Source organism: Solibacillus sp. FSL W8-0372 (genome assembly GCF_037969735.1).
Lineage (GTDB): Bacteria > Bacillota > Bacilli > Bacillales_A > Planococcaceae > Solibacillus > Solibacillus faecavium.
On the sequence record NZ_CP150204.1, the window covers coordinates 3,529,293 to 3,544,458 of the forward strand.

The 15,166-nt window shown below is 39.3% G+C and carries 12 protein-coding genes; 1 reads left to right on the plus strand and 11 read right to left on the minus strand.

From position 1 onward, the window contains the following. Window positions 1-125: 125 nt before the first annotated feature. The 7 genes from MKY13_RS18065 to MKY13_RS18095 form a co-directional block, all read right to left on the minus strand. Window positions 126-1,301: a CamS family sex pheromone protein gene (locus MKY13_RS18065; RefSeq protein WP_191700890.1), complete on the minus strand. Its 1,176-nt coding sequence runs from the start codon at window positions 1,299-1,301 to the stop codon at window positions 126-128. Between the two features lie 18 nt (window positions 1,302-1,319). Next, window positions 1,320-3,317: an NAD-dependent DNA ligase LigA gene (gene ligA, locus MKY13_RS18070; protein WP_191700889.1), complete on the minus strand. Its 1,998-nt coding sequence runs from the start codon at window positions 3,315-3,317 to the stop codon at window positions 1,320-1,322. 12 nt (window positions 3,318-3,329) lie between these two features. Then, window positions 3,330-5,588 carry a DNA helicase PcrA gene (pcrA, locus tag MKY13_RS18075; protein ID WP_191700888.1) on the minus strand — a complete coding sequence of 753 codons (2,259 nt, stop codon included), beginning with the start codon at window positions 5,586-5,588 and terminating at the stop codon, window positions 3,330-3,332. Window positions 5,589-5,630: 42 nt separating this feature from the next. Then, complete coding sequence (locus tag MKY13_RS18080; RefSeq protein ID WP_191700887.1) at window positions 5,631-6,323, minus strand: heptaprenylglyceryl phosphate synthase; 693 nt, start codon at window positions 6,321-6,323, stop codon at window positions 5,631-5,633. 205 nt (window positions 6,324-6,528) lie between these two features. Continuing rightward, window positions 6,529-6,843, minus strand: coding sequence for a YerC/YecD family TrpR-related protein (locus MKY13_RS18085; protein ID WP_191700886.1), 315 nt, complete (start codon window positions 6,841-6,843; stop codon window positions 6,529-6,531). Between the two features lie 19 nt (window positions 6,844-6,862). After that, window positions 6,863-7,927: a DUF3048 domain-containing protein gene (locus tag MKY13_RS18090; protein WP_339214296.1), complete on the minus strand. Its 1,065-nt coding sequence runs from the start codon at window positions 7,925-7,927 to the stop codon at window positions 6,863-6,865. Between the two features lie 23 nt (window positions 7,928-7,950). Further along, a complete protein-coding gene (locus tag MKY13_RS18095) occupies window positions 7,951-9,681 on the minus strand; it encodes an adenine deaminase C-terminal domain-containing protein (RefSeq protein ID WP_339214298.1) in 1,731 nt (576 codons plus the stop codon). A 190-nt stretch (window positions 9,682-9,871) separates the two neighbouring features. Here MKY13_RS18095 and MKY13_RS18100 point away from each other — a divergent pair, with 190 nt between their 5' ends. Continuing rightward, entirely contained in the window at window positions 9,872-10,102 is a 231-nt protein-coding gene (locus MKY13_RS18100; RefSeq protein ID WP_191700883.1) for a YgaP-like transmembrane domain, read from the plus strand. A 65-nt stretch (window positions 10,103-10,167) separates the two neighbouring features. Here the strand turns inward: MKY13_RS18100 and purD are convergent, their stop codons facing one another. The 4 genes from purD to purM all read right to left on the minus strand — a co-directional run bounded on the left by purD (window position 10,168) and on the right by purM (window position 15,155). Beyond that, window positions 10,168-11,418 (minus strand): phosphoribosylamine--glycine ligase, encoded by a 1,251-nt coding sequence (gene purD / locus MKY13_RS18105; protein ID WP_191700882.1) that lies wholly within the window; start codon window positions 11,416-11,418, stop codon window positions 10,168-10,170. A gap of 512 nt (window positions 11,419-11,930) precedes the next feature. Beyond that, complete coding sequence (gene purH, locus MKY13_RS18110) at window positions 11,931-13,466, minus strand: bifunctional phosphoribosylaminoimidazolecarboxamide formyltransferase/IMP cyclohydrolase (protein ID WP_191700881.1); 1,536 nt, start codon at window positions 13,464-13,466, stop codon at window positions 11,931-11,933. A 67-nt stretch (window positions 13,467-13,533) separates the two neighbouring features. Next, window positions 13,534-14,100 carry a phosphoribosylglycinamide formyltransferase gene (gene purN / locus MKY13_RS18115; RefSeq protein WP_339214302.1) on the minus strand — a complete coding sequence of 189 codons (567 nt, stop codon included), beginning with the start codon at window positions 14,098-14,100 and terminating at the stop codon, window positions 13,534-13,536. Then, window positions 14,100-15,155, minus strand: coding sequence for a phosphoribosylformylglycinamidine cyclo-ligase (gene purM, locus MKY13_RS18120; protein WP_191700879.1), 1,056 nt, complete (start codon window positions 15,153-15,155; stop codon window positions 14,100-14,102). The genes purN and purM overlap by 1 nt, the downstream gene beginning before the upstream one ends. Window positions 15,156-15,166 lie beyond the last annotated feature (11 nt).

Below are 15,166 nucleotides of genomic sequence, written 5' to 3' on the forward strand. Positions count from 1 at the left end.
CGAGCAAACAATCCATTCCTTTGGACGTTTTTCCGCCAAATTAACGCATTAAAGTGATAAAGTGGATTTTTTATAAAAAAATGAAAATACCACACTTTTAAAAGTATGGTATTCTTCGTTGAATTTTACTCATAAATATGAACAAATGGCTTATCATCATTTGGTTCTTTAATAATCAATACTTCCGGACCGTTTACTGAAGTAATACTTACCGAAATATACAGATCCAGCGGTAAATGCGTGAGCATTAAGCCGGTTAAATATTGGGTAAAGCCAGTAATTTCCGCTGTGCCGTAAAATTGAATCGGAATTTCGATATCAAGCTTCTGGACTTTTTTATTCTGATAAAAGCCGGTTGCAAATACACTCGTGAAATTAGAGAAGTATTTATCGACATCCTGTTTAAAGTCTTGGAATTTTTTGTTGAGGTCACGGTAAATGTCATCCGGTGAACTCATCGGGAACGTTACATACCTTTCATCGATTCCTTCCCAATCGCCCAGAGCAGTCGTACCTTTGTCGACAAAATTATAGTCTGTGTATGTGCCTGGTACAATCGCATTTCGCTCTGCCTGTTTAAATATGGCAATTACGATCGGCACATCAGCTAAATCTGTACGTGCACGCAAACGATTGACTACTTCCTGTGCAATCTTTTTACCTGCTGCTTCCAACTCATCATCCGGAATTTTCTGCTCAAAAAACTCACCGTACTGTTCCTTTTGATAATAGTAAATTGAATTGAGCGCTAAACCAATCGAAACACCGCCCAATTTCACTTTATTGTCATCTGTTTTTGTTAAATAATTTTGTTCGATAATATGTGCTAAATATACCGGTGCTTCTGTCGCTTTAACAGTAGGATCCATCTCCTTACCAGTTTCTTCATCAATACTTGAAGGGTTTAACCCTTGGTATTCAGGCCCTTTATCCTCTGTTTGGTTTGGTCGTGCCAACCAGTATTTCAACGTTGTTTCGTCTAAGTATTGTCCTTCTTGAAAATAGTAATTTTCCGTATCAAAGTGATTTTGTGAAATACGCATTAAACCTGTTTCGACTTCTTTCATGTCATATTTCGTATAAATATTTGAAACGACCAATCCTCGACTTGCGCTTTCCTTATAAGGAATTAATGTACGATAAAATTTATCGTTAATTTGCATATTCGGGATAATCGTTGTTTCAACAGCTTGATCCGAGTCTGATTCTTGTGTCAGCTCTGTATCAGGTGTAATGTTTGGCGCACACGCTGATAACAGGACCGTTGCAATTATCGCAGGTATCCAGCGATATCGTTTCATGAGAACAAGTCCCCTTTACTATATTAATTGTTCGATTAGGCGCACTTCATCCCAAATTTCTATGCCTAAGCTTTGAGCCTTTTCGAGCTTTGAGCCAGCATCTTCACCAACGATTACAAGATCTGTTTTTTTACTTACACTCCCTGCAACCGTTCCACCTAACTGTTCTATTTTCGCCTTTGCTTCGTTACGTGTCAATTGTTGAAGTTTTCCTGTAAGCACAATTGTTTTCCCAGCAAAAGGATTTGCCCCTGCTTCTACAACAACCTTCTTACCTTTATAGGACATATTAAGACCAAATTCCTTTAAGCGCTCGATTAGCTGTTGCACGGACTCATTCGCAAAATAGGCTACGATAGATTCGGCCATTTTATCACCAATTTCATGAATATCCTTCAATTCCTCTTCTTTGGCTTGCATTAAGGCGTCCATCGTTTCGAAATGTGCAGCTAAAATTTTTGCTGCCTTTTCTCCTACATGACGTATACCAAGACCAAACAGTAATCTCTCCAGGGAATTATCCTTCGACTGCAGTAGTGCCTCCACTAAATTCGTTGCAGATTTTTGCCCCATTCGCTCTAGCTGAATTAGTTGCTCGACTGTCAATTCATATAAACCAGCAACATCCTCAATATACCCTTCACGAAGCAACTGTTCTACAACTTTTTCGCCTAACCCGTCGATATTCATTGCATTACGGGAAACGAAATGCTTCACGCCTTCCGCGATTTGTGCCGGACATTGTGGATTCACGCAGCGCAATGCTACATCAGTATCAATGCGTACAACTTCTTCATCACACGCAGGGCAATGAGTCGGCATTTTATACGGTACAGCGTCATCTGGGCGCTGTTCTAGAACGACCCCTACAATTTGCGGAATGATATCTCCTGCTTTTCGTACGATAACCGTATCATCGATTCGAATGTCCTTTTCGCGGATTAAGTCTTCATTGTGCAATGATGCACGGCTTACAGTAGTTCCTGCAACAAGTACCGGTGTTAAAATCGCTGTCGGAGTAATGACACCTGTGCGACCTACCGTTAGTTCAATATCCAATAATTTTGTTACCACTTCTTCTGCCGGGAATTTATAAGCAATTGCCCAGCGTGGCGATTTTGCCGTAAAGCCAAGTTCATCTTGGTGGGCATAGCGATTCACTTTGATGACAATGCCATCAATTTCATATGATAAATTCGGGCGTGCTTCTGTCCACTTTTCTATAAACGCCAAAACGTCGTCAATAGTTTCACAATACTCACGCTCTTTATTTGATGGAAAACCTAGCTCCTCCAAATACTTGAGCATTTCCCAATGCCCGTCGATTCCATAGCTTTCTCCGTCCCCGCCAACTGCATATATAAAGGTCGACAAATTTCTGCTTGCTGCAATCTTCGGATCTAATTGACGTAACGAGCCTGCTGCCGCGTTTCGAGGATTTGCAAATAGCTCTTCTCCCTTTTCAGCACGACGTTTATTCAGGTTCTCAAAAGATTTTTTCGGCATATAAGCTTCGCCGCGCACTTCTAATGTTACTGGTTCATTTAAACGTAAAGGAATGGCACGGATTGTTTTTAGGTTGGCTGTAATATCTTCACCAACTGTCCCGTCACCACGTGTAGCGCCTTGTACAAATACCCCGTTTTCATAGCGCAGAGATATGGCCAAACCATCTATTTTCAGCTCACATACATAAGAATAATTTTTACCGATTGCCTGCTCAATCTTTCGGTCGAAATCACGTAAATCTTCTTCATTGAAAGCATTCGATAAACTAAGCATTGCTGTTTCATGGGTTACCTTTTTAAAGCCTTCCAATACCATGCCGCCAACACGCTGAGTAGGAGAATCAGGATAAATAAATTCCGGATTTGCTTCTTCTAAGGCGATAAGTTCATGTAAAAGCTGATCATATACACTATCTTCTACTACCGGTTTATCCAGTACATAATACGCATAGCCATACTCATGAAGAAGCGTGTTCAATTCCGCAATTCTTTGTTCTATTTCATTCATCAAATGTTCCTCCTAAGCTTTCGTAATCGGCGCAAATTTTGCAAGTAAACGCTTTATGCCAGTTGGTGCCGGGAACGCAATATCCAGCTCCATGCTGTCTCCCTCACCTTTTACGCTAACGACCATACCTACACCCCATTTACCGTGGGATGCTTTGTCTCCAACTTGCCAATTAAACTTATCGCCACCTGTAGAATTTAAGCGTGATGTTTGTGAAGCAGGTGCCTGCACACTTCCTAATGAACGCTTCGGCATACGGTCATAACGGTTCGATTTAAACGGTAATGAATCATCACGATATGATGTAGTATTTGCTTTTGAAACTTGCTCTAACACATTTTCATCAATTTCGCGTAAAAAACGTGACGGTGCATTGTAGCCTGTACGGCCGAATATCGTACGGGATCCTGCACAAGATAAGTAAAGGCGCTGTTCCGCCCGAGTCGCTCCAACATACATTAAACGTCTTTCCTCGGCCATTTCATCTTCACTTTCCAATGAGCGAGAGTGCGGGAATATATTTTCCTCCAACCCAATAATAAAGACAACGGGAAATTCCAACCCTTTTGCGGCATGCATCGTCATTAAAATAATCGTTCCTTTTGCCTTTTCTTCTTCATCTAAAGAATCAATATCAGCAATAAGTGCAAGATCCGTTAAAAATGCTACTAATGACTGATCTTCGCTGCGCGCCTCGAATGCCTGTGTTACGGTTAAAAACTCTTCAATATTTTCCAGTCGGCTTTCCGCTTCAATTGATTTTTCAGCCTTCAGCATTTGACGGTAACCTGATTTTTCAAGCACTTCTTCTACAATTTCCGTTACCGATAATTCTTGTTGACGTTTACTTAACGAACGTATCATATTATAGAAATTTTCAGCAGATGTGGCTGCCTTCCCTGAAAGCCCCATAAATACAAGCTCACCCATCGCATCGAAAATCGAACGATCGCGTTCCATCGCATAGACAAGCATTTTATCAAATGAAGTCGCACCAATCGCACGTTTTGGTTCATTAATAATTCTTGCCAGTGATAAGTCATCATCATTGTTTGCAATTAAACGTAAGTATGCCAGTAAATCTTTAATTTCTTTTCGATCATAGAACTTTGTACCGCCAACAATTTGATAGTTCATATTTGATTTTACGAGTACATCCTCCATAACACGTGATTGGGCATTTGTTCGGTATAAAATCGCAAAATCGTCCAGCTTATAATTCTCATCTTTCATGAGCTTTTGAATCGTTCGTACAACATATTGAGCCTCATCCTGCTCATTACCTGCTTTATACAGCTGAATTTTTTCACCTTCAGGATTATCTGTTCGCAGTACTTTTTTATAGCGGTCTTTATTTTTCTCAATAACGCTGTTTGCAGCTTGTAAAATATGCTTCGTCGAACGGTAATTTTGCTCAAGCATTATTACTTTAGCTTCTTTATAATCCTTTTCAAACGAAAGAATATTTGTAATATCCGCACCGCGCCAGCGATAAATCGATTGATCCGAATCCCCTACAACACAAATGTTACGGAACTTCTTAGCCAACATTTGAACCAACAAATATTGCGATTTGTTGGTATCCTGATACTCATCCACGTGAATGTACTGGAATTTATTTTGATAGAATTCCAGTACATCCGGCGCTTCTTTAAATAAACGAATCGTAAGCATGATTAAATCATCAAAGTCGAGGCTTTGATTTTGTTTTAAGCGTTTTTGATAGCCTTTGTACACTTGTGCAGCAATCTTTTCAAATGGATTATGCGGATTCATATTCGCTTCAAAACCATCTACTGTAATACATTCGTTTTTTGCCGAACTAATCGTATTTAATATTGCACGCGGATCGTACTTTTTCGGGTCGATATTATCTTGCTTCAATATATTTTTTATTACTGTCAGCTGATCAGAGCTATCTAAAATAGAGAAACTTTTTGAATAGCCAATACGGTCGATATTACGACGCAAAATACGCACACACATTGAGTGGAATGTTGATACCCACATACTTTCTGTCGTACCTGTCCCTAAAATCCCATCGATTCGATCACGCATTTCACGGGCTGCTTTATTCGTAAATGTAATGGCCAAAATTTTTGACGGATATACTTCACGCTCTACGACTAAATACGCGATACGATGTGTTAGGACACGTGTTTTTCCTGATCCTGCTCCTGCCATAATAAGGAGTGGACCTTCTGTTGTTTTCACCGCTTCTGCTTGTTGCGGATTCATACCAGCAATTAAATTTTTTGCTATGTGCTCCATATTGCACCTTCCTATCTAAAGAACATTTGTTCCTATTATATATTACTTCACGATGCTTTTCACTGCTTGTACAGTTTTTAATGCAGCTTTTAAGTCGTCATAAATAATGTTGCCAACAATAACCGTATGGGCATGCGCAGCCATTTCCTTCGCCTGCTCAACAGAGGTAATACCACCGCCATAAAATAGCTTTGTTTTATCTAAAACTTCTGCTGTAGCTTTTACCACTTCAATATCGCCATATGCTCCACTATATTCTAAATAGAAAATAGGTAATTTAAAGTAGTTTTCGGCCATTCTTGCATACGCCACTACATCTTCTACCGTTAAATCCGTTTTAGCATTTGTCACTTGTGCTACTTTACAATCTGGATTTAATACACAATAGCCCTCTGCAACAAGCTCTTCCCAAATTAAAACATCGCCGTATTCTTTAATAGCTTCATGATGTAAATCTTTCACCCATTTTGTATCACGACTATTTAAAACAGACGGGATGAAATAATAATCATAGCCTGGACTAATACTATCAACATTTGAAATCTCAAGCGCAATCGGCACGGAAAAACGGCGGACACGTACTAATAAGTCCAGTACTCCATCAAGGGTCACCCCATCTGTACCGCCTACCAAAATTACATCTGTACCTGATTCGCAAATTAGCTCTAACGCCTCATCTGAAATTTCCTTCGCAGGGTCTAATTTAAACACGTGACGCCAATTTAAGTAATCCATTCTCTCTTCCACCTATTCTTTTAAATTCTTCTAATTTATATTTTAAGTCAGTTCTTATTATTTACGACTATCTAATAGTATAACGAATGTATAAAAAATAATAAAAGACTGAGTGAGAAAATCTACTCAGTCTTTAAGCTACTCATATTTAAACATTCATCTTAGCATAATCGAATACAATGACAGAAGATGTTCGTGAGCTTTATCACTTTGGTGTAAATGGCTTTTCATCCGGATAAAGACGTCCCAACATCTCATCATAAGTGTCATTTCCATAGTCAAAGCAACGGCGTACACGGGAAATCGTTGCTGTCGAAGCACCTGTTTCCTTTTTAATTGTTTCATACGTCTTCTTTAAACGTAATAAATGTGCAACCTCGAAACGCTGTGCTAATGATTGGATTTCACTGATTGTGCATAAATCATCAAAAAACTTATAGCATTCCTCGATATCTTTTAATTCCAGGACCGCTTTAAATAGCTGTTCTGTTTGATGACCGCGAATTTTTTCAATTTGCATTTAGCCCATCATTTCCTTTCTACTCTGAATATATAACAGATGTTGCTAAACCTGGAGATGATGGTACGAAATGTACCCATGTCTTCCCTTGTACTAACTTTACTTCAGTGCCATCTTCCTCAATAGCGATTAACAAACCATCTGCGTTTTTCCACTTAACTTCCCGTACCATTCCCGCTTGGGCTACGTACGCATTGCCTCCGCCAGTAATTGTAATATCACGTCTTCCTGCATTATCAATAATGCGGTGGGGCATTTCAAAAAATAATATATTAGCTAATTCGATAGATTCATTTGTTTCATAATCGATTGTTTCCGTATTTGCTGAATATCTCGTATACCGATTTGAGTCTGCATTATATACATACTGACTATTAAATGAACCACTATTATTATATTTCATCAATACTTCATTAGCCGTTGTTCCTATTTTAACATTATCTTCAGCTTCATAGAATGGATATGATACTTTTTTCTGATAAAGTAATGAAGCACCTACTTTTTCTGCTCCTGCACGAACGTTTTCACCGGATATATAAGAATTATGAGGTGCTTTGCGTGCAGAAGAACGTTTGAAATAAGTCCCATCATAATGCATTCCGTTAATATTTTCTACAACCTTACGTTCAAGCATTGATTTTGCTTCTGGACTGTAACCATGCGCAATATAAAAGGCATCTAATCCATTGGCAATATCAATGAAGTACGAACGGGCACTACGGATTGGTCCGATCGATTCAGGGATTTCGGATTGATAAAGCGCTAAAAAACGTGTCACATCCCCTTCTGCCAACATCTCGTACACAACATCTGCCTGCGCTAAGCCTGATTGTGGGCGTGCCTGCGGATGGTTATTAATCGTTGCAAGAATGGGACGCATTGTAACTTCTTCCGCTACTCTTTCACCTGTAAATGGTGTTACAAAAGGCAGTACTTCTGCACCAGCCACAATAATATCTTCCTTCTCTTCTATCTGCTGCTCTTCTACTTCAACTACTGGCTCTTCCTCTGCCTGTTCTTTATTGGAACACCCTGTAATCACGGTCATACTTAACATCGCTAATATCAATATACTGCGCTTCATCCTGCAAACTCCCCTCATTTTATCTATCTCATCACAGCTGGTAACATGACCGTATTTTTCATGACATCAAAAATGCCACGCGTTGTAATTCGAATATATGGTAAATGCGTTGATTGTAAAAATAGTAACGTATAAATCGCATCTGAATGACTATAACCGCGTTTTTTTAATGCGCTTTTTAATGCAAGCTCAAGCGGAATCAAGTCTTCCACAGCGCCATCATACACAGCACCTGATAATTGTAGCGGTAATTTTGTTACAACTTGTCCATCTTCAACAAGTACTATACCGCCATGCATTTTCTTTAACTCATTAAATGCGTGCTGCATATCATGCATCGATTTTCCGATTAAGATAATATCCCCCGTATTAGAATAAGAGGAGGCAAAACCTTTTACATGTGTTGCAAAGCCTTTAATCATTGTATTAATGCGCCATTTCCCTTTACGGTCAACGAGCATTAAAAAGCTTTCATCATGCTCTGTAGTTAATGAAATATTATGTCCATGATTTTTTATACTATATGGCTTTGTAATTACATCATTGACCATTTCAATTCCTATAGGCATCGAAAACTGAAAATCAGACTCATGTAAGTCAAAATCTATTTTCAAACTCTCAAAAACGGACAAGTCCACGGATGGAAATGCCTTCATATCTTGATGATTACGCTTTAACCATACACCTTTTGAAAGTACCGATTCCGGTGTAGGTGAATATTCATCTGTTAGTACATTTAAACTTGCATAGCGTCCTGTAGCAATGAGTCCATGTAAATTCGTCATATTATAATAACGTGCTACATTATAACTTGCCATATTATATGCGTCTACCGGACGTACTCCTGCTTCAAGTGCCGCACGAATACATTTATCTATTACACCATCTTCATGAAAGCTTGGTGTAGAGCCGTCTGTCGTCATCATTAAATGATCAAATATTTCATAGCCTTTATCAACGACTGCTTTTAAAAGTTGAGGTAAATCCGGACGAATTGACGAATAGCGGAGTGTAACGGCATAGCCATGAAGTAAACGCGCTTCAATGTCTTCTATTGTCATTGATTCGTGATCACCATCTACACCGAATAATCTCATTTTTGCTAATGTTTTTTCTGAAGCACCCGGTAAATGTCCTTCAATCTTTTTCCCTTTATGCTTGGCATTTTGAATCCAGTAAAGCATTTGATTATCCCCGTGCATTACCCGAGGCCATCCCGTAAGTTCTCCACCAAGCACTACATCATGACGTTCTAGCCATTCCATTACCGAGGCATTCGAATAAAGCTCCCCTTCATTCTCAAGCTCTGTTTGTGAATCAAAGCGACTCCACCAATAAAAAGAGAACGGTAATTTTGCAAGCTCGTCCATCAAAGAAAACGCTTTCTTATTTTCAAATAAAGAGACAAATGTCATATTATCGGATATAAATGCTGTTGTTCCTGATTGTGCGCTAAATTCTGCAAAACTATGAGGATTATATAATTGAAATGGATGTACATGAGGCTCAATATAACCCGGTACAACAATCTTTCCTGTTAAATCTATAACTTCCGTTCCATTAAGGTTTGCAGGCATCTGATTTCCCACATAAACGATACGGTCATCACTAATCCAAATATTACCTGACACCCAAGTTTTAAGTATACTATGCAAATATTTTGCATTCCTTAAAACCAGGTTTGGAGCGTCATGCCCATCAATGATACCTACATGCTTTCGAATATTATTTAATTTCCAGTTTATTTCTGGCATTTTAAACACTCCCTCCAAAAATTTAGTATCTTTTTATTAGAAAAAACCATACTAAATCTATTATATTTTGCTTTATGTAGGCTTTTGCTACAATATTCCTTTTGTGAATTAATCGTATCATAGCACTTTTATAAAGCAAAGTGTTTCCAGAATAATTTTTTTAATTTTCTAATAAAAGGAGGAGCTATTAATGTTAAACCCTAATATTTCTGAAACGAATGCTTTTGTACGTATGATGTGTGGTGTAGCAATGACTGCATTTGGTGTCGGCAGAATTGCACGTAAGCCTCAATGTACAGTAGGACGTATGATGATTCTTGCTGGTTCGATGAAGGTTGCAGAAGGTTATTATCAATACTGTCCAGTAGTTGCAATGGCCAATTCCGAACAAATGAGTGAAATGATGCCAGTTAATGATTAATCCTTAAAATAAGTCCTAAAAAAGCTGTGTTAAAAGTCTATTTGACCATTAGCACAGCTCTATTATTATTTAAATGTTCTCCAACCAATATCTTGACGGAAGAAGAAGTGTGACCATTGCTTTTTCGCGAGCTCTGTATAGACTTTTTCCTGCGCTTCTTTTAATGTTGCGGCTTCAGCAGCAACTAAAAGCACTCGTCCGCCATTGCCAACAAATTGACCATCTTCAAATTTTGTACCTGCATGGAACACTGGCAAGACAATATCGGACAGCTCTGGTAATGCATTTCCTTTTTCTACATCACCCGGATAGCCTTCAGCAGCTATCACAACCCCTAACATCGCTTCATCTTTCCACTTTAACTCAAACGGCTTTTCATTCATTAAGCTAATCATAAATTCGCCAAAGTCAGATGCCATACGTGGAAGAACAACTTGTGTTTCCGGGTCACCAAAGCGTGCATTAAATTCGATAACCTTTGGGCCTTTTGCTGTTAAAATTAATCCTGCATACAAAATACCTGTAAACGATACACCTTCTGTCTCCATTGCTTGTACTGTCGGTTGAACGATTGTATCATAAGCAACCTTTACTACATCCTCAGATATTTGCGGGACCGGTGAATAAGCACCCATTCCCCCGGTATTCGGACCTCGGTCGCCATCATATGCACGTTTATGATCTTGTGCAATAACCATTGGATAAATTTGCCCTTTATGTACGAAGCTCATAAAGCTGAATTCTTCGCCATCCAGGTACTCTTCAATTACTACGCGAGATGATGAATCACCAAAGCGCTGGTTGCCGATCATATCCTCAACTGCTTCAATTGCTTCCTCTTCTTCCATCGCTACAATAACACCTTTACCAGCTGCTAAACCATCTGCTTTAATAACAATTGGGGCGCCTTGCTTTTTAATGTAGGCAACTGCTTTATCTGCTTCAGTAAATGTTTCGTGTGCAGCTGTCGGAATTTGATATTTGTTCATAATATCTTTTGCATAAGACTTAGAACCTTCAATTTTTGCTGCAGCCTTAGTTGGACCGAAAATAACTAAGCCTTGCTCATTAAAGTAATCGACAATTCCTTCTGCCAATGGCTGTTCCGGCCCTACAAAAGTTAGAGCGATATCGTTTTCTTTGGCGAATTGTGCAAGTGCCACAAAATTTAATGCATCAATTGCAATCACTTCTGCATCCGCCCTCATTCCATCATTACCTGGTGCTACGAAAACCTTTTCTACAGATGGTGCGTTGTTAAATTGTTTAGCGATTGCATGTTCACGACCGCCACTACCAATTACAAGAATGTTCATGATAAGCTCTCCTTTAAAATGAATAGTTTAGTATAACTAGTTGGTTTAATGTAGGCGGCCACTCCTGAAACTCTATGTTCAGGCTGTGCCCGTGGAAAGCATCCATCGAAATAGAAATCAATGGGCTTAAAGTTAAAAAATTATATAAAAAAACGCCCGCCAAATTTTAGGCGAGCGTTTTTCATTAATGGTCATTCGCACTGCGATACCCGACCAAAAGTAGTGCTGTGCTTATTACAATTAATGATCATTTTATTATTAACATACATCTCCCGACCAAAGTCGATGCATTATTAATAAGTTATTATACGATGAGGACCCGGCCAAGAATCGCTCAATCGTCTTATTCATCCCTCTCCCAGCCAGAAAGAAGAATAAATAAAGCATTTGCAAACGCTTCTGCTAACGTCCGGCCAGAACATTAGCGAAACTTTATTCTATTATAACGAAAATCCGCAGTTTTCTCTACTAAAATTAAAAGGAATATAATGTTTTTAACATTAAGACACTAATTAGTGTTTGAAATGACGTACACCTGTAAATACCATTGCGATACCATACTTGTTTGCCGCATCGATGGATTCTTGGTCTTTAATCGAGCCGCCTGGTTGAATGATTGCCTTGATGCCAGCTTTTGCTGCTGCTTCTACTGTATCTCCCATCGGGAAAAATGCGTCCGATGCCAATGCCGCGCCTTGTGCTTTTTCACCAGCTTGTTCAAATGCAATTTTAGCAGCTCCAACACGGTTCATTTGCCCCGCGCCTACACCTAACGTCATTTGCTTGTCCGTAACAACAATCGCATTGGATTTTACATGCTTTACTACTGACCATCCAAGCTTTAACGCTTCCCATTCTTCTTCTGTCGGTTCACGGTCTGTAACGACTTTAATATCTGCTTCTCCAAAGCCGAAACGGTCTGGTTCCTGAACGAGTAAACCACCTTCTACCGCTACAACATTGAATTGGTCCTGCTTCTCTTGTGCAAAATCAATTGTTACTAAGCGAATATTTTTCTTTTGCGTTAAAATATGTAGTGCTTCTTTAGAGAATGAAGGTGCAATAATGATTTCTAGGAAAATACCTGATAATTTTTCAGCAGTTGCTTCGTCCACTTCTTTATTCAATGCAATAATGCCACCGAAAATTGAAGTTGAATCTGCCTCATATGCTTTATTAAATGCTTCTTCGATTGTTTCACCTGTACCAACACCACATGGATTCATATGCTTCACAGCTACAGCAGCCGGCATCTCAAACTCTTTTACAATTTGAAGTGCAGCATTTGCGTCCTGAATATTGTTGTATGACAATTCTTTTCCGTGCAATTGTGTCGCGTAGGCAATCGAGAAATCCGAACCTAGGCGTTTTGCATAGAAAGCAGCCTTTTGGTGAGGGTTTTCACCATAGCGTAATGTTTGCTTTAGTTCATAAGTTAACGTTAAGTTTTCAGGGAATTCTTCCCCGATTGCTGTTGTTAAATGATTTGAAATGTACGAATCATATGCAGCAGTATGACGGAAAACTTTTGCCGCTAAACGACGACGTGTTTCTAATGTTGTTTTGCCATCTGCCTTTAATTCTTCAAGTACTGCGGCATAGTCGTTACTGTCTACGATTACTGTTACATAATCATGGTTTTTCGCTGCTGAACGAAGCATCGTTGGACCACCGATATCGATATTTTCAATCGCATCATCCCAAGAAACATCTGGCTTTGAAATCGTTTCTACGAATGGATAAAGATTTACACAAACGATTTCGATTGGTTCAATACCGTGCTCCTCCATTTGTGCAACATGACTTGGTTCATCAAATTTACCAAGAAGACCGCCGTGAATCATTGGGTTCAATGTTTTTACACGACCATCTAAAATCTCAGGGAATTTCGTAACCTCATCAACTGCTGTAACTGGTACATTGTTTTCTTGTAATAAGTTTTTTGTACCTCCAGTTGAAAGTACTTCATAGCCAAGTGCTACTAATTCTTTTGCAAATTCTAAAATACCATTTTTATCTGAAACACTAATAAGTGCACGTTTCGTCACGATTAGGTCCTCCAATTTTTCTTTTTTTTCGGTGAGCAGTGCCCTCACAGGAGCGGCCCATGCGAAATTACGATTTAAATAACTGCTGTAATGTTTTCGAATAAAGTTTATGTTCTAATTTATGGATACGATTTTCTGTTGCTTCGCGGTCACCCTCTACAACATCAACGGCACCCTGTGCAATAATTTTACCTGTATCCATTCCGGCATCTACGTAATGTACGGTAACGCCGGTAATTTTCACACCGTGCTCCATCGCTTGACCTATAGCATCTTTTCCTGGAAATGATGGCAGTAAGGATGGATGGATATTAATAATACGATTTTCATAAGCCGTTAAAAGCGTTTCACCGATCAGGCGCATATACCCCGCTAAAATGACCCATTCAATCTCTTTTTCTTTTAGTAATTCAACAATTTTTGCTTCATAGGCAGCTTTATCTTCAAAGCTTTTTGGTGCTAACTCTGCTACTGGAATATTTAAACTTTGAGCACGTTTTACAACGTAGGCACCAGGCTTGTCTGTCACAACAAGCCCGATTTCGGCATTAAGCTTTCCGTTAGCGATACTTTCAGCAAGCGCTTGAAAATTACTGCCACTTCCTGATGCAAAAACGGCAATTTTCGTTTTCATTACACTAAACTCCCGTCATGCTCACCGTTGAAAATAACGCCTTCCCCTTTTACAACATGACCGATTTTGTAAGCTTTTTCACCTTCTGCCTCTACTGCAGAGATTACTTTTTCTGCTTCACTTGCTGGTACCGCAATGACAAAACCAATCCCCATGTTAAACACGTTATATAAATCTTTGTCCGCTAATGCACCTTTTTCTTTCAAGAAATCAAAGATACGTAATACCGGCCAAGTACCTAAGTCAATTTGTGTTGCTAACCCTGCAGGCATCATACGTGGTAGGTTTTCATAGAAGCCTCCACCTGTAACATGTGCACAGCCATGTACATCTGCAGATTTAAGTGCCGCTAATACAGGCTTTGCATATAGCTTTGTAGGAACTAAAAGTGCTTCTCCGATTGGACCAAGATCTTCATAACCTTCAACAACAGCGTCTACCGCAAAATTATTATCTGCAAATACAATTTTACGTACTAATGAATAACCATTTGAATGTACACCACTGGAAGCTAGACCAATTAATACGTCACCTTCAGTAATTTTCTCGCCTGTAATGATATCTGCTTTTTCACAGGCACCTACAGCAAACCCTGCCAAGTCATATTCGTCCTCTTCATATAGACCTGGCATTTCAGCAGTCTCTCCACCGATTAAAGCTGCACCAGACTGAACACAACCGTCTGCTACCCCTTTAACAATTTGCTCAATTTTTTCTGGTACTGCTTTTCCTACAGCCACATAGTCGAGGAAATAAAGCGGCTCTGCACCTTGAGCTACAATATCATTTACACACATTGCCACACAGTCAACACCGATTGTATCGTGCTTATCAACCATGAATGCCAGCTTTAGCTTTGTCCCAACCCCGTCTGTCCCTGAAATAAGAACTGGTTCTTTTAAGTTCAGTGCAGATAAATCAAACATACCGCCAAAACCACCGAATGTCCCCATCACACCTAGACGATTCGTACGCTCAACATGTGACTTCATACGCTTAACTGCTTCATATCCTGCTTCTATATTAACGCCTGCTTGCTCATATGCTTTTGACATAATGCCATGTT

Excerpts from the sequence above, each read along its gene's own strand:
- MKY13_RS18065 (WP_191700890.1), bottom strand. The coding sequence starts at position 1,301 with ATGAAACGATATCGCTGGATACCTGCGATAATTGCAACGGTCCTGTTA.
- ligA (WP_191700889.1), bottom strand. The coding sequence starts at position 3,317 with ATGAATGAAATAGAACAAAGAATTGCGGAATTGAACACGCTTCTTCAT.
- pcrA (WP_191700888.1), bottom strand. The coding sequence starts at position 5,588 with ATGGAGCACATAGCAAAAAATTTAATTGCTGGTATGAATCCGCAACAA.
- MKY13_RS18080 (WP_191700887.1), bottom strand. The coding sequence starts at position 6,323 with ATGGATTACTTAAATTGGCGTCACGTGTTTAAATTAGACCCTGCGAAG.
- MKY13_RS18085 (WP_191700886.1), bottom strand. The coding sequence starts at position 6,843 with ATGCAAATTGAAAAAATTCGCGGTCATCAAACAGAACAGCTATTTAAA.
- MKY13_RS18090 (WP_339214296.1), bottom strand. The coding sequence starts at position 7,927 with ATGAAGCGCAGTATATTGATATTAGCGATGTTAAGTATGACCGTGATT.
- MKY13_RS18095 (WP_339214298.1), bottom strand. The coding sequence starts at position 9,681 with ATGCCAGAAATAAACTGGAAATTAAATAATATTCGAAAGCATGTAGGT.
- MKY13_RS18100 (WP_191700883.1), top strand. The coding sequence starts at position 9,872 with ATGTTAAACCCTAATATTTCTGAAACGAATGCTTTTGTACGTATGATG.
- purD (WP_191700882.1), bottom strand. The coding sequence starts at position 11,418 with ATGAACATTCTTGTAATTGGTAGTGGCGGTCGTGAACATGCAATCGCT.
- purN (WP_339214302.1), bottom strand. The coding sequence starts at position 14,100 with ATGAAAACGAAAATTGCCGTTTTTGCATCAGGAAGTGGCAGTAATTTT.
- purM (WP_191700879.1), bottom strand. The coding sequence starts at position 15,155 with ATGTCAAAAGCATATGAGCAAGCAGGCGTTAATATAGAAGCAGGATAT.